Here is a 19,473-nt window from a genome sequence, read left to right on the forward strand (position 1 = left end):
GGTGTCTCCACTTATCCGAAAAAGCCCACCCGGCGCCTGGCAAGCATGTGCTCGATCGCATCGCACATTGGGTCTATCTGATCGTCATGCGCGTGGCTGTCGTCTGCCGTGAACTCCTCGCACTCGGCGATTAAGCCCAGCACCCAGGCCGGCCCGACTGGCAGGTAGATGTGCCCGGCCTCGATATACGGCGTGGCGTCGTTGACGCGCAGCAGCTTGTCTTTGTCGCGCGGGATGCCCTTGATCGGGATTCGCCCATCGCGCTTGATGTCCTGGATGAGGCCGGTGCCGCTTGATTTGTCCTCAACCTCGAAGGCGCGGAGCCGTCCGGCGGATCGGTCCGCTACCTGCGCGTGCTTGTTCCAGAAGTCGATGGCCCGACGCTTAAGTTCCGGCGCCTCCCACTTGCCCCGGATCTGGTCAAGCAGGTACAGCCCTCCCTCTTTGCCAAGCCCCCAACACTGGAAGACTGAGTAGTCGTTGTGCTCGGCGGTCTTCTGCGCTGTGTCGCCGAAAATCATTCGGTATTCGATCAGCGGGGCCACGTCGTACCGGCGGAACCACTCGCCTTTGATGATTTCGCCGCCCTGGGTGTACGGCGACTGCTGATACAGGGCCTCCCAGTTCGGCCTGCCCATTGCCTGCTTGCGCTCCTGCAGAAAGGCCAGAGACTTGTGCTCGGGGAATAGTGGCTCGCCGGCCTTGCGGTGCGGCTCGTCTTCGGTCGCGACTGCCTTATATGAAAGGACGCGGACATCGGGCATCGTCGCGATCAGTCGGCCGATAGGGTCATCTACGTGCCAGCGGGTGAGGATTGAGAGCATGCCCGCGTCTTCGCTGAAGCGTGTGAAGAAGTCATCGAGCAGCCAGTCCCAGGTTTTGTCCCTGATCGTCAGGCTACCGGCTTCTTCGCGCCCCTTGACCGGGTCGTCGATCACTCCCAGATCCAGCGACTCGCCGGTTATCGACCCCCGTACCGTGGTATTTCTGAAGCATCCCTCGCGCCCGACGTATTCCAGAAGTTCGCGGCTGCGCGTCTCGGTCATCGTCGCGGGTGCGCCCCGCAGAGGCACGATGGACGTTTCAGGGAACAGCCGTTGATACCTTGGGCTGTCGAAGATCCGCTGCAGGGACAGATTTGCCCGCACACCAAGGCGCTCACTGAATGATGCGTAGATCGTCCGCAGGTCCGGATAGTGGCCAGCCTGCCAAGCGATGAACTCTACAATCATCCGGCTCTTGCCATGCTGAGGTGGAGCCTGAATCACCAGCTTTGGCCGGCGCCCGGCAGACAAGTCGATGGCGTACTGCTGCAAGTTGTGAGCCGCGTCGCGCTGGAACCAGCCCTTTTTGATTTTTGGGTTGATGTACTGGCGAAAGGCCCAGAACGAATGCCGGGCCTGCTCGCGCATTCGAGCTTCGACAAGATCAGCGGTCGACAGCGGCTTGACGGCGGGCGCTGTCATACGTCACTCATCCAGAAAAGTGGTCGGCAGTCCTCTTCGCTCAAGTTCAGCCCGAAGCGCATCGCCTGTGATTTCTTCTGGCGTATCACGCTTCTGCTTTTCATCTGGAGGGCTTTCATCGTCGAGGTTGTATGCCTGGCGCTCCAAGATCTGCAGGTTCTTCATCGCCGCCGATAGTTGGAACAGGGTCTTTGCGTTGCTGGGTAGCGATACTGCAGCGAGCATGCTGGCCTGGCGCATTCCAGGTTCTGTCTCAGCCTCTATGGTCGCGCAGATCGCCTCACGGTTTTGAATGGCCACCCGCATGTCATTCATCAGCAGTTCGGCGATATCCGATGCCTTGCGAATATCTCGGCGATGAGTCCGAACTACCTGTGCCCCCTCCTCGGCCGCCTCCTCAACGATCTGCGCATCAAGTCCGCACTCCGCACTCGCGCGTAAGGGGTTGCGGACTGCGGACTGCGGACTGCGGACCAACTTGTTGCGGACTTCCTTGCGTACCCGTTCGGCTAGGTCTCTTTGCCACCCTCCGGCCGCCGCACGATTACGGATGGACTTCTCGTTGATACCGTGCTGTGCGGCGATGGCCCGGACTGAAAGCTGCCCCGCCCGGTAGGCGCGTTCGATTGCCTCCCAGTCGGGCTGCTTTGCCGCCATGTCATTGTCCTTCCACCTTCCGCGCGAAGATCCGATCCGAGTAGTCGCGCAGCTTCTCGACGCCGATAAAGCCGATGCCGCCGCCGGCTACGGTAGCCATGCTCTGCGGCAGGCCGAAGTAAGCGAGCAGCGGTATAGCGGCCAAAGTCATCAGGCCGCACAGGGCAGCCTCCAGCAGCATCTGCCGACGACTGCCGCCGCCGTATACGACACGCAGGCCACCGACCGCTGCCGACAGGGCGAAGGCGCCGATCTGCGGCTGATGAGCGGCAAGCCATGCCATGAAGGCGTTCCAGGCGGCCAGGTCTTTTTCGGGCATCTTGGGCATCTCGATATCCCCGCGCGGGGCCGAAACGAAAAAGCCCAGCGCTATGGCTGGGCTTATGTGTAAGGCGGCAAAACCGCAAAGTAGCTGTAAATGTACAGTTTTCCCGTACGGATATCAAGCTGCCCGGCACATGCCCTCCAGCACGCCATCAATCCATGCAACACCGGCTTTACATAGCTGGCGTGCCTTCCCCTCGCTGAATCCAAGCCGGCGGCCCACCGTGACGAATGTTGCATCCTGGCTGGTGTAGTAGTACAGCAGCACATCTGCGGACTCCGGGTAGCCTCGCCGCAACCGGCTGACAAGCCCATCGATCAGCAGCCCCTCGTCATCTGTAATCATCGGTGTTGGCAGCGTGCTGGCCTGGCACGCAGCCACACCTGAGCCCTGAATAACCCACATGCCCCAGTGCCGGAGCAAATCCTCTGTGTCGCGCCGTTTCATGCCTCTTCCCCCAGATATCTCTTGATCGTCTCGCGGGCCTCATCAGCCCCTTTGCACACCACGGCCATGTAGCCCTGCCCAGCCAGCCACTCGAGCCAGTCGGCCTGCTCAGGCTCTACCCTGCCGCCCTTCACGCGCTTCAGCTCAATGATCAGGCCGTGATAGCCACCGCGCGGCATCAGCAGCTGCAGATCGGGATAGCCCTTCCTAACCCCTTCGGCCTTGAGCTTCCCGGCGACTGCCTTGCGCCTTGCGCCGCCGTTCGGGATCGCCGCCAGCCGGCCGCGGAGCACCGGGTACTGCAGGTCGAACCAGCTGATCAGTGCTACCTGCTCGATGTGCTCAGTCGGAATGGCCGTGGTCACTGCCCGCCCCCTTCATCAGCCTGTTCAGCTTCGCCCGCGCCTCCTTCTCCAACTCCGGGTGCGCTGCAAGTTCCCTCTCCGCCCACATCCGCCACCTCTTCCCTTTGTCCCGGCGCTGCAGGTAGATCCTGCTGGCCAGATCCAGTGCGGCCCTGTACAGCTCCAGGCACTCGGCTTTGTGCGCCTCGATCTGCTCTCGCATCTCCGGCGGCAATAAGGCCAAGTTCAATGAGTCGGTAGTCGTCTTCATCGCCGTTGAGTGCCCGTATGTCGATGGGGGAGATTTTCACGTCTTCACCTCGATCAGCCCCATGCGGGCCAGTTGGGCCAGCGTGTCGCAGATGGCCTTATCCAAAATCGCCCGGCGCTCTTCGCGGGTCATGTCTTTACCGTTATCGATGGCCGAATGACACGACAGGCACAATGCGGCCGTCAGGCAGTCATCAGTTTTCTGGCTCATGGATTTTCCAAAGTTGCGGTGCGCGGCCTGCACGCCATAGGCGCCGCAGAGCACGCAGTTTTCGATCTTGCGGACCGCTGCCAGCCACTTGCTGGAGCGATAGACGGGCTGGCGTTGGCGGAGCATCAGGCGGATTCCTCGCTGAGCAGGTCGCTGAACACCACGCCTCGCCCGGAGAATTCGGCCACGATGCGATCCGTGTACTCGACACCCTGAGCCCGACTGAACAAGCGCGTGACCGGGAATCCATCCGGCCCGAACAGCGAGCACTCGCCCATCAGGTGCAATTTCTGCTCGTAGTCCAGATGCAGGAACATCCGGTTCCAGCCGTCGCGAAACTCGGCGCAGTCGCGGCGCATGACCGGCACGCCGAAATGGAGCTTGCAGTAGCGCCGGGCGTCCTCGACCTCGCCGATCTGCGTCATGTGGGCGATGCGCTGGTACAGGGAGAACCACAGGGCGTTCTGATCGAGTGTGCGATCTTTCCCGGGCCGCAAAGACACCACGACGAATTTGTGCTCGCGGTAGGCGTTTGTCAGCCTGGTGATCGCCTCTGAGAGCTTGGACGCGCTGTTGACGCTGATCCGGTCAGCCATCAGCCTTCACTCCCTTGCCCGCCAGCTCAGACCCAGTATTTACACGGGCTTCAGCCTGATTTTCGGCAGAATGCCCGCCAGCCTCCTTACCCATCGCGGTGTCGATTTCTGCACGGGCAATCCTGCGGGCGTCGTCCTGCTTGAGCGAATTCCCGCCGGGGACCCACGGCACAAAGCCGGGCTGATCGGCCCACTGCTCGTAAACAGCACGCGCGGTCGACTCAATGCGCTCTGCGTCGTTGTCGTGTTCATGACGGAGAGGGCTCAGCAGCCGCTTGCGCTTCAAGTTCTCGATATCAGCCACGCTCCGCCCTCCTCAGATCCTCGATGTCGACGCCTTTCTTGAGGCTCTGCATCAGCTCGCCGAAACGCATCTCGGAGAGCTTCGGCCTAGCCCTGGTGACTTCCAGCGGCTTGTCGTCGACGATGTGGGCGCGCCACAAGGCTTTGAGGTGCTTACGCATTGCGGGACTCCTCGAAATCGTCACAGTTCATGCAGTAGCTCAGGCGGCCGGCATGGCTCAGCCAGTAGCCCTCAACGCGGGCGCCGCTAATCACGATTGAGCCGCGGATCAGCAGCCCGTCGAGGAACAGCTTCTCGGCCACCTTGGAGTTGGTCTGTAGCGGCAGCCGGCCTTTGATCTCGGCAACCCATACCCACTCCAGCATTTGCAGCTCACGCTTGTTCAGTTTGCTCATGCTCTGGCCTCCTTCTTCAGTGCGTTACGCAGGCCAGCCAGGGCGCTGCGGCCTACTTCCGGTGTGCAGACTGATACCCTCTCCGGCAGAGCCTTCGGAATCTCCCGTAGCGGCTCGCCGGCCAGGACCATGCTGACGGTTGCGGCATAGTTGCGCTCGAACAGCTTGCGGCTGCGCTCCTCTGGCAGGCTGCTCAGCTCGTAGAAGCCTGTCTCGCATGCGGCGTGGTGCACGGCCGGGTGGCTCCAGTCACGGCTGGCTGCCGGGTGGGCGTTTGCGCAGGCCTCACGGTAGGCCCGGTCAGCGCACGGGAGGCCCAGCATTTCCGGAGTCGGCTGGCACCAAGCTACGAACTTTCCAACGCTCGGAGCGAAGTCGGCGCCGGATTGGCGGCACCGCTCGACCCCAAACTTGATCTGCTCAATCCGGTTGATGCCTGCCGCCATGAAGCCCTTGATCCAAGTCTTCTTGGCAGACTCCAGCGCCTTGTCGTTGGGCCAGGCCTGACGCCAGGCCGGGAAGATGGATTGCAGCTCGGAGAACAGCGCATTCACGACAGTCGCCGTTCCCTTGTCGATCTGGCGCGGCGCAGTCTTGGGGCCGATCTGAACCTGCTGCGGGGTAACCTGCTTTGCGATTTCGACGGCCTGTTTCATCACAGCGGCCCCAAGTCGTTGGCCCAGGATGTGTCGCCGCTGTGGAAGTCGGGGCCGGCGCTACGGGGTTGGCTGGAGCGATTGCGGTTCAGCAGCCACTCGCACTTGAAGCCACGCCATCCGGCTTCCTGGGCCTCGGCAAGGGCATCATCAGCGGCGATGCCTGCGGCCACGCACTTCGCAAGCTCGGCGTTGACTCGCTTCCAGACTGTGACAGTCACGGCTGCGCGCAGCTTCTCGCGGCAGGCCAGCCAGTCGGACAGGACTTGCTCCGATACTCCATACGGGTTGTCGGCAAGCAGGTTGGACAGGGTGAATGTGTTGCGCTTAGCCTTGGGCTTTTCCGCCGGCTTCTCGGCCACGGCATGAGCGGGCTGCTCGGCGGGCGCGCTAACAACTACGTCAGTAGTTGTATTGTCTTTACTGTCTTTTATGTGTGTAATTTTCAACACACTGGCAGGTACCTTTTCTACACAGTGTGTAGATTTCAACACGGTGGATTTATCATCGATTTTCCACTCGGATACCGGCATGAAAGTGATCGGATCTCGGCTGCCACCATCGCGGAACAGAACCCTTTGACGGATCAGCGAATTGATCGCCCTGGATACGTTTGCGCGCTCTGCTTTGGCCTTCTCGTCGTCGCGGTACATCATCTTTGCGATGTACAGCGCGGCGACTTTGACGGATTTCTTGTTGAAGCCAGCAGTCAGCCGATGAACCGCCAGGGCGACACGCAGCTCGCGCCCGGACAGATCGGCCCCGATCAGCGCCTCGTACAGCTCGTTGTCCATCCGGGTATACCCCCCGGTGTTGCGTAGTGAAACGATGTTGGTCACAATTCACCTCGTTGATTGCTAGTCCAAATTGCCGCGTCAACAGAACCCCGGTGGCCGCCATGCTGATCCGGGGTTTTTTGTTGCCTGGATTTGGTGCCAGGCCTTCCGTGATATCGTTTTGTTTCCACACCAAACGAAAGGTCTAGGAGGCCTGACATGTCTGAAACCGTTAGTCTCGGCAGCTCTTCTGTTACTCGACTCCCCTTAGGTAGAGGCAGGCTCTTTTAAGAGCGCATCAAACGCTGCCTTGACGGCCATTGCGCACTCAACGGCAATGGCCGTCATTTCGTTCTGATCGGAACCAGGCAGCGCTCGAATCAGGATTTCCTTGAGCGCATTGGCCTCGTATTCCGTAACTTCTCTTGTGTCTGTCACTTCTCACCCCTTCTGCTTGCTAGGTTCGTTCTGGTTTCCGCGTGAACCTTTGAGGGCCTCTTTGTGGCCCGCCAAATTGAGCACTGGCGCCTTGCGCCTCATCTGCTCAAGGCTGCGAACCGTCGCCATAGAGCGGCCGACTCGCAGGTATTCAATTGCTGCGTCTTCCAAGGCCCACCCAAGGTCCTTGGCCAACGCCATCACTTCTGCCTGGGCCTCTGGCGCAAGCATCTCGAACACCGTGATCTCGGACATTTGGCCCCCACATAGGGCCTTCAGGCCGTCGTACGCTGTTGTTCATCGAGGCCGTTCTGCTCGCGGATGTATTGAGCTGCCCCCATGGAGCGGGCGGCTTGCGATAGCTCGCGCAGGTAGGTGGCCAGCTGCATGCCGGCCATGGCCGCCTCCCGGCGAAGCTCTCGGATTTCGTCGCGCCTCCAGCGGGTCTTGATGATCTGGTCACGTTTGTGACTGGGGTTGTCGTAGGACATGGGGATTTCCTTGTCGGGGAAGGGGTTAGGCGGCTGTGCGCTTTGGTGCCGATTCGGCCAAAAGCCAGGCGGCCTCAAATGGATTTCCACGCTCGGCAGCAGCGGCTGCTAGGCGAACTGCGTAGTCGGTTTCGCCGGTGTATTCGGTGCGTGGCAGAGCCCCGGCGGTAAGCCACTTGTAAATGGCCCGCTGACTCACCCCGCAGATGGACGCGGCATTTGCCACACCATCGATCTTGCTGATCGCTTCTCTAAGCGCGCTCATAGGCGCCTCCAAGCCATAAATTTGAACTTACGGTACATATTATGCCGGTACTGAAAGTACATGCAAGCACGTGCAAAAATGAACCTATGGTTCAACCGGAAGAAATACGCAGAGAGTTCGTGAAGCGCCTCAAGCAAACCCTTGCAAAATCAGGGATTGCAGATTGGGGGGCCGGCTCTCGCCTTGCGGAAATCACAGGGAAAACCCCTAAGGCCGCCAGCAAATGGCTGAATGGAGAAGCCATGCCTGGGCGGGCCAACATGCAAGCGATCGCGGATGAGCTTCATGTCAACATCCAGTGGCTTCAGTATGGCGAGGGGGAGATGCTTCCTGGCGACGCAAGCAATGAGGCGAACGCCGAGCCAGGCCCGCTCGTACCTGCAGCCGAGAATCACAAGGAAATCGCTGCGGCCAAGGTGCTGGAGATGCTGCAAAAGCACGGGAAGGGATTGAGTGCGGCTATTCGAAAGCAGATCGTCGATGCCGTCGGTGACTCCCTGGCCGAGTCAGAGCCATCAGCCGGACCGCAAAACAACGTCATCATCGCCGACTTCTTGCCCCCTGCTCCCGCCGGTGACGCGATTCGTATCGCGCACTACGACGTCCGGACAGCCCTAGGCAGCGGGCAACTGGTCCCGGACTACCCCGAGATCATGCCGGATCTGGTCGTCAGCAAGCAGCACTTGCAGGAGCTGGGCGTCATCTACAAAGACCCAGCCCACCTCAAGATGCTGACCGGCTACGGCCAGTCCATGGCACCCACAATCCAGCACCTGGACCCAATGATCGTCGATGTGAGCATCCGTGAGTTCGAGGGTGACGGGATCTACTCATTCGTCTGGCAAGGCCATTTCTACACCAAGCGCCTGCAGGTGGCCGACGCGGAGCATTTCGAGATGATCTCGGACAATCCGAATCACAAGGACCGGATGATCCGGATCGACGACACCTACATCCAGGCCCGCGTCCTGCTGGTATGGAATGCGAAGAAGCTTTAGTAACAGGACTGCTAAGTTTTAAGTCGAGCAACATTACAGGAGTAACCATGAAGTTCGTTAAGTCGGTATTCAAATGGACAGGAATCGTCTTTTGTGTGCTTATTGCTATTGGAGCTGTAATACGCGCACTGCAAACCCCCGAAGAGCGGGCCGCTTTTGACGCAGAGCAAGCGCAACAAAAAGCGCAACGGGCTGAGGAGAGGCGCAAGGCAGAAATCGCAGAGCGTGAGGCAGAGGCCGCCAGGCGCGAGGCGAAGATTGCAGCAGAAAGGCAGGCTATTGCAGATATGCCACTAATCAGCGCGCATACTTTGGCGTCTGCGTATCACGAAAACACTGTTGCCGCCGATGCTCAATTCAAGGGAAAACGATTCAAAGTTACTGGCGTTGTGACTGATATAAATACGGATTTTATGGGCGACCCGTACCTTGTTTTACGCGGTGGAATTAATCAATTCATGGAGCCTAAATTCGAATTTGATAAGTCCGACTTAGAAAGTCTGGCCAACTTGAAAAAGGGACATAAAGTTGTCCTGCTCTGTACGGGGCGCGGGGACGTGGCAAAGATCCCCGTGTCTGACGATTGCAGCCTGCTCTGATAGCCGCCTGCCCGCCGAGCAAGGTCGGGATGTAATCAATGGGAGAACCGTAGTTTGGTAGAGAAACCAGGGGGATGGCTTGCATTCATCCCTGACTCCATAGACTCAATCGGGCGCCTGTTCGTTGTGATCTGGGACAAATCGCCCGTGCTGGCCTGGTTTGTCATGGCCATGGCGGTTCTTTTCCCGTTCTATCTGGTCCATACTTGGGGCAATCGCCAAGAACGCGACCTTGATCGCAGAGAAGCGGGCGCCAGAAGGCGCTACAAGGAGCGTCAAGCGCAGGTAGAGGGGTGTGAGGAATGATTGCCAACGCTATTCTTGGTTCTGCGGCCGCCGTATTGCTGATCGCGTACTGGTCTTTCTGCAGGAGTGCAGCGCTCAAGCTGCAATCCAGGGTCGTGCCGCTCATCGAGGCATTCTATGCTGACGACTCCGCCTCAGAGCAGGAGAAAGACAGCATCCACTGGAGCTACGCGGCGTCTCGCATCTGGATTTTCATGCCGCTGATGGCGCTTGCCAGCCCAGTGGTATTGGCCATGGCCATCCTGTCGAAGAGCGGCGGGAAAGTTGCGTCTGAAGTTTCCAATAGATCTGCCGCACACAACGAGATCATGGACTGCCTGATCAAGATGTGTATCGTGCGCAACCCACTAACCTCTATGTTCTGCATGTACGTAGTCTTTGCGGCAATCGCCATTCTGGCCCCGATAGGGTTGCTGCTGGATCGCCTGAAAAGCATCCCCAATCCAATGACAGTTTACCGGGTCATTGCCGCTACGCTGTCATCACGCGATTCACGCAAAGCGCACGCCCACTGACCAAAGCCCCGCCCCGCGCGGGGCTTTTCGTCTCTGCCCTCCCCGAGCAGCCCCATCAGAATTGAGCTTCTTCCCTGCCTGGCGCCTCGAACTCCTCCTTATCGCCCTCCGGTGACTCGTCGTCCGCCGCGCGCTCCCATCTCAGCGTCACGCTGCCGTCCTCATTGACGACCATCCCCAGGCCATCCGTCTCGGCCAGCAGCTCCATCACCCCTTCCCACGCCTCATCCGAATCTGTGTCCAGCCGGTGAATCGTCACCCGGCGCTCGAGCTGCGCCTTCGGCGCGTTGATCATCGACGACACCCGTAGCCCCAACCTCTCCAGCGGGGTGAGTTCCTGGGGCTGCTGCTGGGCTTTCCTCTTGGCCATATGCCGCTCCTTTTACTGTATGTAAATACAGTAGCCATTTGCCGCGCAGAGGTCCAGAGCGATGGCTTTTTGTGTTCGCGAGAAATTTGTACTTTTGGTTCTTGACCTGATTTGTACTTATGGTTCATATTTACCCCATCGAAGCGCACGCAGCGCCTCGCCAGGCAGCGATGCCTCCGGTTCGCCGGGAACGCTCTTTACACAATCGAGAACGCCGAGCTGGCCGATGCATAGCCAGCGCACCTGCCGGGCAGCGGCAGGCAGTAGCCGGCCATATGCCGGTGCTGGGCGCAGGACACTCAAGCGAGGACATGCCGGAAAGGCGTGTTGAGGCGAGTAACGGGACAGCCGACAGAGGCATGCTCCCGGGACCCCGTGAAAGCCTCAGCGGATGAGCGACCGTATCCTGTGCAAGACGACAGTTTCCTCGATGCCCTTCTCGCGAGGGGCATCAGGGAAACCACAAGCAGAAGGAAACCGGAGCATGAAACCCACCGACGTTGCCGAGTTCATCAACTCGCTGAACGCCTCCGTCTTCACCCAGCAGGTCGGCACCGCCCTGTCTGCCGTCGCCGCCGGCGTCGTCGAGCATAACAAGCAGGGCGAAGTCACCCTCAAGTTCAAGATGAAGCGCATCGGCGAAAGCAACCAGGTCGCCATCACCCACACCCTGGACTACATCGAGCCTACCAAGCGCGGCAAGCGCCGCGAGGACACCACCCTTGACACCCCGATGTACGTCACCGCCAACGGGCTCGAACTGTTCCAGACCGACCCGACAGCGCAACTGTTCAACCGCGACCAGGCCCCTGTCCTGCCGCGCTAACCCCACGCAAAGCCACTAGGAACACATCATGCCTCTCAGTAAAGAAGCACTGCAGATCATCCTCGACAACGCCGTTGTCGCTGCTTGCGGAACCCCGGAAACCTACACCCCCGTGGCTATCCTTCCGGGCTCCTTCTCCGTGGTCGATATGGAGAAGTATCAAGTCGGTCGCTCCCGCTTTCGCGGCGCCCTGAGCACTACCAGCCTGGCCGACTTCGCCGGCTACGTGATCGACCGTCGCGGCCTTGACCCTGCCAAGGGCTTCGTCGACCAGGATGCCATGCGCTGCGTCGCCTTCTTCAACCTGGGCGACGAAACCAGCCCAGGACACGCCGACGACACCGCCACCCTGACCCTCAAGCCAACCGCCGCCTACTTCGCCGTGCAGGCGATCGCCGGCGAGCCGCTCAGCCAGAAGGCCCTGGCCGAATGGATGGAGGACTGGCACGCCAACATCGAGGCCGAGAGCGAAGCCGGCGAGCAGATGAGCACCGTCCAGGCCATCGCCGCCGTGCGCAACATCACTATCAAGTCCGCCAGCGAACGCACCCACGTCGAGGCGAACTTCGCCGCCCAGCGCAGCGCAATGGATGCCATCGAGGCCAAGAGCCAGGAAACCTTGCCGGGCGCCCTGCACTTCACCTGCATCCCCTATGAAGGCCTCGGCAAGCGCGTCATCACCCTGCGCCTGTCGATCCTCACCGGCGGCGAAAAACCCGTGCTCAAGCCCCGTTGGGTCGGCGAGGAACAGACCCGCGAAAAAATCGCCCACGAGTTCAAGGCTGTCCTGGCCAGCGAGATCGGCGACGCCGCAACCCTAACCCTCGGCACATTCAACCCTGGCAAGTAATCCGCCAAGCAGCATGGCGCACTGGCAACGGTGCGCCTGCAATCAGCAGCGGGACAACCGGGGAAACCAACCGACCAAGGACACCGCATGAAAACCTACACAGCAGCAGACCTCGCCGAGATCATCGAAAAGCATCGGAAATGGCTGGCCTATGAGGAAGGCGGGGCTCGGGCCGACATGAGCGGGGCCTACCTGAGCTTGGCAGACCTGCGCGGGGCCTACCTGCGCGATGCCGACCTGCGCGTGGCCGACATGAGCTTGGCCAACCTGCGCGGGGCCTACCTGCGCGATGCCGACCTGCGCGGGGCCTACCTGAGCGATGCCAACCTGCGCGTGGCCGACCTGAGCTTAGCCAAGCTGCGCGGGGCCAACATGAGCGGGGCCAACATGAGCGGGGCCGACATGAGCGGGGCCGACATGAGCGGGGCCGACATGAGCGGGGCCAACCTGCGCGGGTCCGACATGAGCGGGGCCGACATGAGCAGGGCCAACCTGAGCGATGCCAACCTGCGCGGGGCCAACCTGAGCGGTGCATACCTGGCCGAAATTGCCTCGCTCTGGGGAGTTAGCGGCAACGGCGCCGAGATCAAGTCCATCCAGTGCGATCTGTGGCCGGTCACATACACGGCGACGCACATGCAGATCGGGTGCCAGCTACATCGGATTGAGCAATGGTGGGACTTCGGCGACGCGGAAATAGACCGGATGGATTCGCGGGCGTTGGACTGGTGGCAGACCTGGAAGCCGATACTCAAGCAGATCGTCGAGACCTCGCCAGCGGTTCCGGGGGCAGCAAAGAAGCCCGGCGAAGAGCCGGCCGCAGCCTGACAATAATGACGCTGCGCCCTGGAAACGGGGCGCCCACAGGAGAGAGACATGGAACAAGACAAGATGCACGGGGAGTTCGAGGCAGCGTACAGAAAAGCGAGATCCGAACATGGGGATGGATACGACCTGCGGCGCATTGGCGATATATACAAGTGCGAGCACGCGCAATTCGCGTGGGATATTTGGCACGCCGCCATCCACGCCGCCGGCATCCGCACAAAGTAGCAGGATGAATAGAGATGAGCCATTCGAAAACTTCCTACTACAAGGAAGGCCTTTCGTATTCCTTCGACGAGAACGGCATAACAGCTACCCCTGAACAGATCAAGGCAATTGCTGAGGATATAGCCGTGTACGTCGAGAACGAATGCATGGCTTTCTACCGCCCCGGATGGGACGAGCAAGCGTCCAGCATAGAAGACGAATTGAAGAAGAGGTACGCGGCGCTGCAGGCAGAGTTCGACGAGTACCGCAGGAGTGCTGAGCTGGCCGTGAAGCGCGCCCTGAAGCAACACAGCGATGCTGTCGTGCAAATTGGGAAGAACGGAGAAGTACACAGGTACGACGGAAGGACAACGCAAATCCAGTAGTGGTCTGGCACCGGTCCGAAGGCCAGACCACTCCACCGATGCAGCTCTACACAGAACACCGTGGCCGTTCGGCATGCGTGAGCGTTAGCGCAGTGTGCTAACCGCTGCAGAGCAGGTGCGCAAACACCCGGCTCAAAGCGCGCTCTCGTTCGAGTAAACGGCAAGCCAGGGTAGCCGTGAATATCGGACGCCTCATGCGTGGCGGCAGTCGCGCCGCTGGCGAGAAAGCGACCGCCTGGTCGGCGTAACCGGCCACCCACCCATCCCGCCCACATCGGAAAGCCACCTCCCCTCAGAGGCGGTTTCCCCATGCGCGCGCGACACCAAACCCACGACCCAAAAACGAGACCCACATCATGAAAATCATCGACATGCTGCAATCGGCAGGCGTCGCCGCGACCGCGACTCTGCTCATCCTTGCCGCCGGCGCAATGGCCGCTCACGAGGCGCATGGCGCCGAGTTGCCCGCCCCCGACGTAACTGTGCGCAACCTGCGCACCGACGTTAAGACGGCCCACGACAAATGGGCCGTAGCCACCGCTATCAACACCAGCGGCGTGGTACTGGAAGAGCCGATCGTCATCATTGAACTGCCCGACGGCACAGAGGTGCGCCACGTAGGGCCTGCCCGCGTCGAGCCGGGAGACGCCTGGCGCATCGTTGAGCCTATCCCCGGCTCGACCGGCCTCAAGCTTGGCGGGAGGCGCTGAACATGGCATCGCTCGAACTGCGCAATCGGCGCGCGCTCAGCGCCGGGCAATTCGCTTGGGACAACATGGAACCGCCGGCCGAGCCGGACCGCTGGATAGAGACCAAGGAAGGCCGGGAATGGCTGCATGAGAACGCCGCATCGCTCGTCCAGGGGCTCACTGTCGAGGAGATCACAAACGAGCAGCTCGTCGACGCCCTCGATACCGAAGTAATTCCGAGCATCGACTGGAACATGAACGGACGCCTGCTTGCGATCATGCTCGCGGAAATCCTCAAGAACGACACGCACCCGCTGTTCATCACCGCAAACCAATTTCTCGGCGGAACCCGCGACAAGAAAATCCAGCCGCTGCGCGACCTGGCAGAACGCATGCTGGCTAAGAAGGCAGATGACTACTGCCGGCGCTTGAGTGAAGAGGACTACGACTGATGAAACGCCAATACTCAGATTACACAATCAAAAAGGCCAAGGCCCTCGCTCTGAATGACGGTCACACAGAGCAGCCCATTCACATTGAATGGCGCAACGGCGCTTGGCACCTGCTCTACCCGGCCCGCAACCCTGTCGTCACACTGGCCCGCCTGCGCACCAAACGCTTCCGCCGCTGGATTGCGGCCATCCGGCGCCGCTTCGCAATTAGTACCCAACACAAGATCCTGAAGGAGTTGCGCCATGGGTAGCTACTTCACCGCCCGACCGATCCGCTGAACCCCCTTCAACTCACAATATGCGCACGACGCAGGGATTGGCGTGCGCGGGAGAAAGACATGACTGCAGTAGCCGAGCCAATCGGCCCCGGGTACTACCGTGACCTTAGCAATGAGGCGTACCACGGCGGGGAAGGTATTTCCAAAAGCCAGCTCGATCTCATCGCCAAGGCCCCGGCGCTGTTCCAGTGGAACAAGGCGGCGCCGGAAGATCTGGACAAATCCAAGGCGCTCGATTTCGGGGACGCCGCGCACGCTTTCCTGCTGGAGCCCAAGCGCTTCGCTGAACAGTACGCCATCGGCCCGGCCAACGCGCCGCGCAACACAAAGGCGGGCAAGGAGGCCTGGGAAGCCTTCGAGGCTACCCTCAGTGAGGGCCAGGTTGTGCTAACCGCCGACCAGGGCAAGCAGCTCCAACTTATTCGCGAGAGTGTGATGGCCCACCCGCACGCGCGCTGGCTGATCGAAACCGTCGGCGACGTGGAGGCCAGCATCTACTGGAAAGACCTGCGCGAGGGGGTTCTGTGCCGCTGCAGGCCGGACAAAGCCATCCCAGCCCTCGGCTGGCTGATGGACCTCAAGACCACCGCCGACATGTCGCGCTTCATCCGCTACTTCCACGAGTACCGCTACCACGTTCAGGACGCCTTCTACAGCGACGGCTACGCGGCAGAGTTCGGCGAGCAGCCGGCCGGCTTCGTGTTCCTGGTCGTGAGCACAAGCATCGACTGCGGGAAGTACCCAGTCCGCCTGTTCACCATGGACAGCGAGGCCAAGGAAGCCGGGCGCCAAACCTACATCAAGGATCTCGCCACCTACGCCGACTGCCTGCGCAGCAACGAGTGGCCAGCCATCGAAACCCTTTCCCTGCCCTACTGGGCGAAGGAGCGCATATGAGCACCGACTTGCCAAACCCGTTTGCCCCGAAGGGCATGGCCGAGCACGTAAATCACGGCACGGTCAACATCGAGCAGAGCCGCGCCGTCACCGAGGCACAGGGCAAATTGCTGCTGGCCAAGCGATTCCCGCGAGACGAAGCGCTGGCTTACAGCAAGATCATGAACTCCTGCAGTCGCCCAACCCTAGCCGCCTCCGGTGAATACGCCTATCCGCGCGGTGGACAGACCGTTTCAGGCCCATCCATCCGACTAGCCGAGGAACTGGCCAGGTGCTGGGGAAATATCGAATACGGCATCCGCGAGCTAAGCCGTCAGCAGGGCAACAGCGAAATGGAGGCTTACGCCTGGGACCTGGAGACGAACACCTATTCATCTCAGAAGTTCACCGTCCGCCACCTGCGCGACAAGAAAGGCGGCGCCCAAGTGCTCACAGACGAGCGAGACATCTACGAGATCACTGCCAACATGGGTGGCCGCCGCCTCCGCGCCCGCCTTCTTGCCATCCTGCCGCCTGACCTAGTCGAGGCTGCGGTTAACCAGTGCCGAAAGACGCTGGCAGGGGATACCAGCGTGCCCTTGGCTGACCGAGTACGCGCCCTGGTCGACGCATTCAACAAACTTGGCGTGACCGAGCGACACCTGCGAGCTTACGTCAACAAGAGCCTTGACGAGATTCTGCCGGATGAAATTGCCGAATTGCGCGGGGTCTACAACAGCATCAAAAATGGGCAGGCAGGGCTGGCCGACTTCTTCGCAGTGAAGCCGACTGAAGGCGAATCGACCGACCTAAACAAAGCCCTAAATGCAGCGACTCAGGAGCAGTCGGCATGACCGCCCTACGCCGCACAACCACACCCAGCGCACTTCCTCTTCTCCGCCTCGACCTTGATTGCATCTGCGATCTGTGCGGAAAGCCCCGCAACAAAGGGAGCCATCGCCTCTGCTCAAAGCGGCGCCAAGCCATGAATCGGCCCCGCTGGGAACAGTAGCCACCAACAGCCGCCGGCGCTGACCGGCCCCGGATATCCCATGTACGACGCAATCAACACTCTGCACAGCAAAGAGGCGGAAAGGCAGCGGCTTGCCCGTCTGATTGACCAGCACGCCAAGGCCGGCGGGTCAGTGATCGAACTGCCCGGCTACGAGCAAAAGCCCATGCCACCGCGCCGCAGCAAGATCGACCCGGAGACTGTACTGAAGCGCAAGCACATGCGCAGGAAGGCGGGAGTGAGGCCATGACCTACATCGAGGAAATACCGCCGCCGAACGGCCGTGTCTACCGGAACAAGAACACTGGTGTCTGCTGGGAGATTGAGCTTGAGATCGGAGGCGCAGTCTGGCTGCGCGACATCGTAGGCCACACCCAGCAGCGCCGGCTTGACGAGCTGGCGAACCGCGAGACGTGGGAGCGCGTTGCGTAAGGCCTCGCCTCCCTGCTTAACCCCCCTATCCCCACCCCTGCTGCTGCGCGGCACGGGGGCGCTTTGCCTGGAGAAAGCTATGACCCACTACCCCAATCTGTACTGGCGCTTCCCGCTGTTCAAGGACGAGGCAGAACGCCAGCGGGTCTATCAGTACAACAACAGGTACAGCCCCTACAGTGAGCTGATATCGACGGATGGCGCAGTACGGCTGTGGTGTAGGCGTGTAACCGCCGACGGTGCCCCGGTAGTTGAATGGCCAGCGCAGTTCACGGGTGAATGCGTGGGGCTGAGAGTGAGCGGTACGGACAGGGTAGCGGCAAAGAAGTTCGAACTGGATAAGCCCGAGGGCTGGAGCAGCGGCAATGAATGCCGGCTGTGCGGATCGCCGCTCGCGTGGGAAGGGTCGATCATATCCGGCAAACTGAAATGCCCACACTGTGAGGGTTGAGCATGCTAATTGAACAAGAGTGCCTACAGGTAAAACCCGCCGCCGCGCTCAAGGAGCTGCTGTAATGAGTTTCGCGTTGCAAATGCTCGCTTACGAAGAGGAGTTTCGTTCCGAGGCGTACCTCGACAGCCTGGGCTACCCGACCATTGGATACGAATTCCGGTTAGCCAATATCAAGTGCACCGAGGAGGAGTTGGCTAAGTACTATGATTTCGTGCTGCCCAAGGATACGGCGCTGACGTGGTTGGACGACCTTGCCGGCCAACTGTCGCGTAAGCTCTGTAACGATTCGCGCTTCGCCCCTGCGTGGTACTCGTGCAATGACCTGCTTTCCAGACCGTTCACAGTCAATGCCCGGCAGGCGGTGCTGGTCAGCATGGCGTACCAGCTTGGTGTGGAAGGTCTGGCCAAGTTCAAGACCACTCTCAAGTACGCTGCCAACGGGCAGTTCTCCAAGGCGTCTCAAAGCATGTTGAAGTCTCTATGGGCGGAACAGTACCCCGGCCGTGCGCGTCGCCACGCGGCCCAGATGGAATCGGGTATTTGGTACCCTGGATACACGGAGGAATCATGAAATCTGATTGGGTGCCGGTGAGTGAGAGGCTCCCAGAGCCGGACACCCCCGTGCTGGCACACAACGGGATATGGACTGGTGTCGCGGTTTGGTGTTCTGGGGAGTACTTGGAAGACATCGAGCGCTGGCAAGACGAGCACCGGGAGATGATCGGGCTTTTGGGGCCGGCAGTAACACACTGGATGCCTCTACCCCCCACCCCCGGCGACACCGCAGCGCCGGAGCAGGCCGAGCAGCAGGAGGTGGTGAGGGTGTCGCGTGAGCTGCTGGAGCGGCTGGCAAGAACTCACGCGCATGACGATCACTGGGATGCCATAGACGAGCTTCGCGCCATGCTGGCAGGGGGTGGCGCATGAAGCTGACAAGGACGCTGGAGGCATGGGCCGCTGTCGATCCGCTCTACCTGATGCTGCGTGTTGCAAGCGGTGAGACGAGCAGCACGGCGGCATACAATCTGATGTGCGACGCGATCACCGACATTCGCGCTATGCACGCCGAGGTCGAGCGGCTGCATGTGCGGCTGAAAGAAGCCGGAGACGAACTGAAAGAGCTGAAGGCCTCAGTGCTGGATAGCCGATGACCTGCCAACACGACTGGGTATTCAGCAGCCCCGGCCACATCCGCTGCACGCGCTGCCCGGCAATCGGGCAGCGCTGGCTGAGCAAAGAAGAGCGCGCCGAGTTCAAGCTCGGCCGCTGGATCTACTTCGGCCGGCGGTACGCCCAGGCCAGCTAACCCCTCACCCCATACCCACTTACCAACGCTGCCAACGGGCGGCGCGGAGAGAGTCATGCCTGAAGAAAGGCAGTTCTACATAGTCAGCCTGAAGCACACGCTTCGCCTGCACCGGTACATCACCGTCTGGCGCCCAGACAACGCCGGCTACGCATTTCCGCTGATCTGGGCCGGGAAATATTACGAGCTCGACGTGCGTGCGGAGCTTGATTACTACAACAACGGCTGCAGCACTGTCGCGGTCCCGTGCGATGTGCTGGATCAGATCGCAATTCATCCCATGCCTGGCGAGATCGACAACGATGTCGGGCCAGTCGTGCCGAATAACGCAGAGAGCTGGCGGCGCATCCTGGCAAACGTCATTTCTGAGCCAGCATACGATCCGCGCCCCGAGTACAAGGGCGCCCGCTACCGCAAAACCGCGTAACCCCAACCACCCACGCTCCCCGGC

Annotated in this window: 40 protein-coding genes; 22 read left to right on the forward strand and 18 right to left on the reverse strand. The window is 60.6% G+C overall.

The genetic code is table 11. The features are described from left to right. Nucleotides 1-11: 11 nt before the first annotated feature. From terL to ACGI6K_RS11520, 17 genes are all read right to left on the reverse strand, one after another. Entirely contained in the window at nt 12-1,466 is a 1,455-nt protein-coding gene (gene terL / locus ACGI6K_RS11440; protein ID WP_376943462.1) for a phage terminase large subunit, read from the reverse strand. 3 nt (nt 1,467-1,469) lie between these two features. Then, the gene (locus ACGI6K_RS11445; protein ID WP_376943460.1) at nt 1,470-2,123 is read right to left on the reverse strand and encodes a hypothetical protein; all 654 of its coding nucleotides are present in this window, start codon (nt 2,121-2,123) and stop codon (nt 1,470-1,472) included. A 1-nt stretch (nt 2,124) separates the two neighbouring features. Beyond that, nucleotides 2,125-2,451 (reverse strand): phage holin, lambda family, encoded by a 327-nt coding sequence (locus ACGI6K_RS11450; protein ID WP_376943458.1) that lies wholly within the window; start codon nt 2,449-2,451, stop codon nt 2,125-2,127. Between the two features lie 114 nt (nt 2,452-2,565). Then, the gene (locus ACGI6K_RS11455; RefSeq protein WP_376943456.1) at nt 2,566-2,895 is read right to left on the reverse strand and encodes an antiterminator Q family protein; all 330 of its coding nucleotides are present in this window, start codon (nt 2,893-2,895) and stop codon (nt 2,566-2,568) included. Continuing rightward, a complete protein-coding gene (locus tag ACGI6K_RS11460) occupies nt 2,892-3,260 on the reverse strand; it encodes a VRR-NUC domain-containing protein (RefSeq protein WP_376943454.1) in 369 nt (122 codons plus the stop codon). Before ACGI6K_RS11460 ends, ACGI6K_RS11455 begins: the two co-directional genes overlap by 4 nt. Beyond that, on the reverse strand, nt 3,238-3,510 hold the full coding sequence (locus ACGI6K_RS11465) for a hypothetical protein (RefSeq protein ID WP_376943452.1): 273 nt from the start codon (nt 3,508-3,510) through the stop codon (nt 3,238-3,240). Before ACGI6K_RS11465 ends, ACGI6K_RS11460 begins: the two co-directional genes overlap by 23 nt. Before the next feature lie 36 nt (nt 3,511-3,546). Further along, nucleotides 3,547-3,846, reverse strand: a complete 300-nt coding sequence (locus ACGI6K_RS11470) for a hypothetical protein (RefSeq protein WP_376943450.1) — start codon at nt 3,844-3,846, stop codon at nt 3,547-3,549. Further along, entirely contained in the window at nt 3,846-4,316 is a 471-nt protein-coding gene (locus tag ACGI6K_RS11475) for a hypothetical protein (RefSeq protein WP_376943448.1), read from the reverse strand. Before ACGI6K_RS11475 ends, ACGI6K_RS11470 begins: the two co-directional genes overlap by 1 nt. Further along, nucleotides 4,309-4,620: a hypothetical protein gene (locus ACGI6K_RS11480; protein WP_376943446.1), complete on the reverse strand. Its 312-nt coding sequence runs from the start codon at nt 4,618-4,620 to the stop codon at nt 4,309-4,311. The genes ACGI6K_RS11475 and ACGI6K_RS11480 overlap by 8 nt, the downstream gene beginning before the upstream one ends. Continuing rightward, entirely contained in the window at nt 4,613-4,780 is a 168-nt protein-coding gene (locus ACGI6K_RS11485) for a hypothetical protein (RefSeq protein WP_376943444.1), read from the reverse strand. The genes ACGI6K_RS11480 and ACGI6K_RS11485 overlap by 8 nt, the downstream gene beginning before the upstream one ends. Next, a complete protein-coding gene (locus ACGI6K_RS11490) occupies nt 4,773-5,015 on the reverse strand; it encodes a hypothetical protein (protein WP_376943424.1) in 243 nt (80 codons plus the stop codon). Before ACGI6K_RS11490 ends, ACGI6K_RS11485 begins: the two co-directional genes overlap by 8 nt. Beyond that, nucleotides 5,012-5,671: a replication protein P gene (locus ACGI6K_RS11495; RefSeq protein WP_377968615.1), complete on the reverse strand. Its 660-nt coding sequence runs from the start codon at nt 5,669-5,671 to the stop codon at nt 5,012-5,014. The genes ACGI6K_RS11490 and ACGI6K_RS11495 overlap by 4 nt, the downstream gene beginning before the upstream one ends. Beyond that, nucleotides 5,671-6,510: a replication protein gene (locus tag ACGI6K_RS11500; RefSeq protein ID WP_394542905.1), complete on the reverse strand. Its 840-nt coding sequence runs from the start codon at nt 6,508-6,510 to the stop codon at nt 5,671-5,673. The genes ACGI6K_RS11495 and ACGI6K_RS11500 overlap by 1 nt, the downstream gene beginning before the upstream one ends. A 204-nt stretch (nt 6,511-6,714) precedes the next feature. Continuing rightward, the gene (locus ACGI6K_RS11505) at nt 6,715-6,885 is read right to left on the reverse strand and encodes a hypothetical protein (protein ID WP_394542906.1); all 171 of its coding nucleotides are present in this window, start codon (nt 6,883-6,885) and stop codon (nt 6,715-6,717) included. 3 nt (nt 6,886-6,888) lie between these two features. Then, nucleotides 6,889-7,140: a hypothetical protein gene (locus tag ACGI6K_RS11510; RefSeq protein ID WP_377968454.1), complete on the reverse strand. Its 252-nt coding sequence runs from the start codon at nt 7,138-7,140 to the stop codon at nt 6,889-6,891. 20 nt (nt 7,141-7,160) lie between these two features. After that, nucleotides 7,161-7,376 carry a hypothetical protein gene (locus ACGI6K_RS11515; RefSeq protein WP_072432939.1) on the reverse strand — a complete coding sequence of 72 codons (216 nt, stop codon included), beginning with the start codon at nt 7,374-7,376 and terminating at the stop codon, nt 7,161-7,163. A gap of 25 nt (nt 7,377-7,401) precedes the next feature. Continuing rightward, entirely contained in the window at nt 7,402-7,641 is a 240-nt protein-coding gene (locus ACGI6K_RS11520; RefSeq protein WP_376942207.1) for a hypothetical protein, read from the reverse strand. Between the two features lie 119 nt (nt 7,642-7,760). Between ACGI6K_RS11520 and ACGI6K_RS11525 the strand changes: the two genes are divergently transcribed. The 4 genes from ACGI6K_RS11525 to ACGI6K_RS11540 are packed head-to-tail and all read left to right on the forward strand — an operon-like array spanning nt 7,761 to nt 10,059. Continuing rightward, nucleotides 7,761-8,639, forward strand: a complete 879-nt coding sequence (locus tag ACGI6K_RS11525) for a LexA family transcriptional regulator (protein ID WP_376942205.1) — start codon at nt 7,761-7,763, stop codon at nt 8,637-8,639. A 47-nt stretch (nt 8,640-8,686) separates the two neighbouring features. Further along, nucleotides 8,687-9,238: an OB-fold protein gene (locus tag ACGI6K_RS11530; RefSeq protein WP_376942203.1), complete on the forward strand. Its 552-nt coding sequence runs from the start codon at nt 8,687-8,689 to the stop codon at nt 9,236-9,238. 54 nt (nt 9,239-9,292) lie between these two features. Continuing rightward, a complete protein-coding gene (locus tag ACGI6K_RS11535) occupies nt 9,293-9,544 on the forward strand; it encodes a hypothetical protein (RefSeq protein WP_376942201.1) in 252 nt (83 codons plus the stop codon). After that, nucleotides 9,541-10,059 carry a hypothetical protein gene (locus tag ACGI6K_RS11540; protein WP_376942199.1) on the forward strand — a complete coding sequence of 173 codons (519 nt, stop codon included), beginning with the start codon at nt 9,541-9,543 and terminating at the stop codon, nt 10,057-10,059. The genes ACGI6K_RS11535 and ACGI6K_RS11540 overlap by 4 nt, the downstream gene beginning before the upstream one ends. Nucleotides 10,060-10,114: 55 nt before the next feature. Here the strand turns inward: ACGI6K_RS11540 and ACGI6K_RS11545 are convergent, their stop codons facing one another. Beyond that, entirely contained in the window at nt 10,115-10,429 is a 315-nt protein-coding gene (locus ACGI6K_RS11545) for a DUF1654 domain-containing protein (protein WP_376942197.1), read from the reverse strand. Between the two features lie 484 nt (nt 10,430-10,913). On the opposite strand from ACGI6K_RS11545, the gene ACGI6K_RS11550 reads away from it, so the two are divergent. The 18 genes from ACGI6K_RS11550 (at nt 10,914) to ACGI6K_RS11635 (ending at nt 19,449) form a co-directional block, all read left to right on the forward strand. Continuing rightward, nucleotides 10,914-11,255 carry a hypothetical protein gene (locus ACGI6K_RS11550; RefSeq protein ID WP_376942195.1) on the forward strand — a complete coding sequence of 114 codons (342 nt, stop codon included), beginning with the start codon at nt 10,914-10,916 and terminating at the stop codon, nt 11,253-11,255. Between the two features lie 28 nt (nt 11,256-11,283). Beyond that, on the forward strand, nt 11,284-12,105 hold the full coding sequence (locus ACGI6K_RS11555; protein WP_376942193.1) for a DUF2303 family protein: 822 nt from the start codon (nt 11,284-11,286) through the stop codon (nt 12,103-12,105). An 87-nt stretch (nt 12,106-12,192) separates the two neighbouring features. Next, a complete protein-coding gene (locus ACGI6K_RS11560) occupies nt 12,193-12,933 on the forward strand; it encodes a pentapeptide repeat-containing protein (RefSeq protein ID WP_377968619.1) in 741 nt (246 codons plus the stop codon). Between the two features lie 48 nt (nt 12,934-12,981). Next, on the forward strand, nt 12,982-13,158 hold the full coding sequence (locus tag ACGI6K_RS11565; RefSeq protein ID WP_376949697.1) for a hypothetical protein: 177 nt from the start codon (nt 12,982-12,984) through the stop codon (nt 13,156-13,158). A gap of 14 nt (nt 13,159-13,172) precedes the next feature. Then, the gene (locus ACGI6K_RS11570) at nt 13,173-13,523 is read left to right on the forward strand and encodes a hypothetical protein (RefSeq protein ID WP_377968620.1); all 351 of its coding nucleotides are present in this window, start codon (nt 13,173-13,175) and stop codon (nt 13,521-13,523) included. Nucleotides 13,524-13,879: 356 nt separating this feature from the next. Beyond that, nucleotides 13,880-14,233 carry a hypothetical protein gene (locus tag ACGI6K_RS11575; RefSeq protein WP_376945395.1) on the forward strand — a complete coding sequence of 118 codons (354 nt, stop codon included), beginning with the start codon at nt 13,880-13,882 and terminating at the stop codon, nt 14,231-14,233. 2 nt (nt 14,234-14,235) lie between these two features. Next, the gene (locus ACGI6K_RS11580; protein ID WP_376945393.1) at nt 14,236-14,664 is read left to right on the forward strand and encodes a hypothetical protein; all 429 of its coding nucleotides are present in this window, start codon (nt 14,236-14,238) and stop codon (nt 14,662-14,664) included. Beyond that, nucleotides 14,664-14,915 carry a hypothetical protein gene (locus ACGI6K_RS11585; RefSeq protein WP_376945391.1) on the forward strand — a complete coding sequence of 84 codons (252 nt, stop codon included), beginning with the start codon at nt 14,664-14,666 and terminating at the stop codon, nt 14,913-14,915. Before ACGI6K_RS11580 ends, ACGI6K_RS11585 begins: the two co-directional genes overlap by 1 nt. An 87-nt stretch (nt 14,916-15,002) precedes the next feature. Next, nucleotides 15,003-15,839, forward strand: a complete 837-nt coding sequence (locus tag ACGI6K_RS11590) for a PD-(D/E)XK nuclease-like domain-containing protein (protein WP_394542907.1) — start codon at nt 15,003-15,005, stop codon at nt 15,837-15,839. Further along, complete coding sequence (locus tag ACGI6K_RS11595; RefSeq protein ID WP_377968449.1) at nt 15,836-16,672, forward strand: hypothetical protein; 837 nt, start codon at nt 15,836-15,838, stop codon at nt 16,670-16,672. The genes ACGI6K_RS11590 and ACGI6K_RS11595 overlap by 4 nt, the downstream gene beginning before the upstream one ends. A 198-nt stretch (nt 16,673-16,870) precedes the next feature. Beyond that, nucleotides 16,871-17,080, forward strand: coding sequence for a hypothetical protein (locus ACGI6K_RS11600; RefSeq protein WP_376949691.1), 210 nt, complete (start codon nt 16,871-16,873; stop codon nt 17,078-17,080). Next, on the forward strand, nt 17,077-17,262 hold the full coding sequence (locus ACGI6K_RS11605; protein ID WP_377968448.1) for a hypothetical protein: 186 nt from the start codon (nt 17,077-17,079) through the stop codon (nt 17,260-17,262). Before ACGI6K_RS11600 ends, ACGI6K_RS11605 begins: the two co-directional genes overlap by 4 nt. A 79-nt stretch (nt 17,263-17,341) precedes the next feature. Beyond that, complete coding sequence (locus ACGI6K_RS11610; RefSeq protein ID WP_376944941.1) at nt 17,342-17,713, forward strand: hypothetical protein; 372 nt, start codon at nt 17,342-17,344, stop codon at nt 17,711-17,713. Between the two features lie 64 nt (nt 17,714-17,777). Then, nucleotides 17,778-18,287: a glycoside hydrolase family protein gene (locus ACGI6K_RS11615; protein ID WP_376944939.1), complete on the forward strand. Its 510-nt coding sequence runs from the start codon at nt 17,778-17,780 to the stop codon at nt 18,285-18,287. Next, the gene (locus ACGI6K_RS11620; RefSeq protein ID WP_394542908.1) at nt 18,284-18,643 is read left to right on the forward strand and encodes a DUF551 domain-containing protein; all 360 of its coding nucleotides are present in this window, start codon (nt 18,284-18,286) and stop codon (nt 18,641-18,643) included. The genes ACGI6K_RS11615 and ACGI6K_RS11620 overlap by 4 nt, the downstream gene beginning before the upstream one ends. Continuing rightward, on the forward strand, nt 18,640-18,867 hold the full coding sequence (locus tag ACGI6K_RS11625) for a hypothetical protein (protein WP_376944935.1): 228 nt from the start codon (nt 18,640-18,642) through the stop codon (nt 18,865-18,867). Before ACGI6K_RS11620 ends, ACGI6K_RS11625 begins: the two co-directional genes overlap by 4 nt. Then, nucleotides 18,864-19,022: a hypothetical protein gene (locus tag ACGI6K_RS11630; RefSeq protein WP_376944933.1), complete on the forward strand. Its 159-nt coding sequence runs from the start codon at nt 18,864-18,866 to the stop codon at nt 19,020-19,022. Before ACGI6K_RS11625 ends, ACGI6K_RS11630 begins: the two co-directional genes overlap by 4 nt. A 55-nt stretch (nt 19,023-19,077) precedes the next feature. Further along, complete coding sequence (locus ACGI6K_RS11635) at nt 19,078-19,449, forward strand: hypothetical protein (protein ID WP_377968624.1); 372 nt, start codon at nt 19,078-19,080, stop codon at nt 19,447-19,449. The last annotated feature ends 24 nt before the right edge of the window (nt 19,450-19,473 follow it).

The sequence above is a fragment of the Azorhizophilus paspali genome (assembly GCF_043587585.2).
Lineage (GTDB): Bacteria > Pseudomonadota > Gammaproteobacteria > Pseudomonadales > Pseudomonadaceae > Azotobacter > Azotobacter paspali.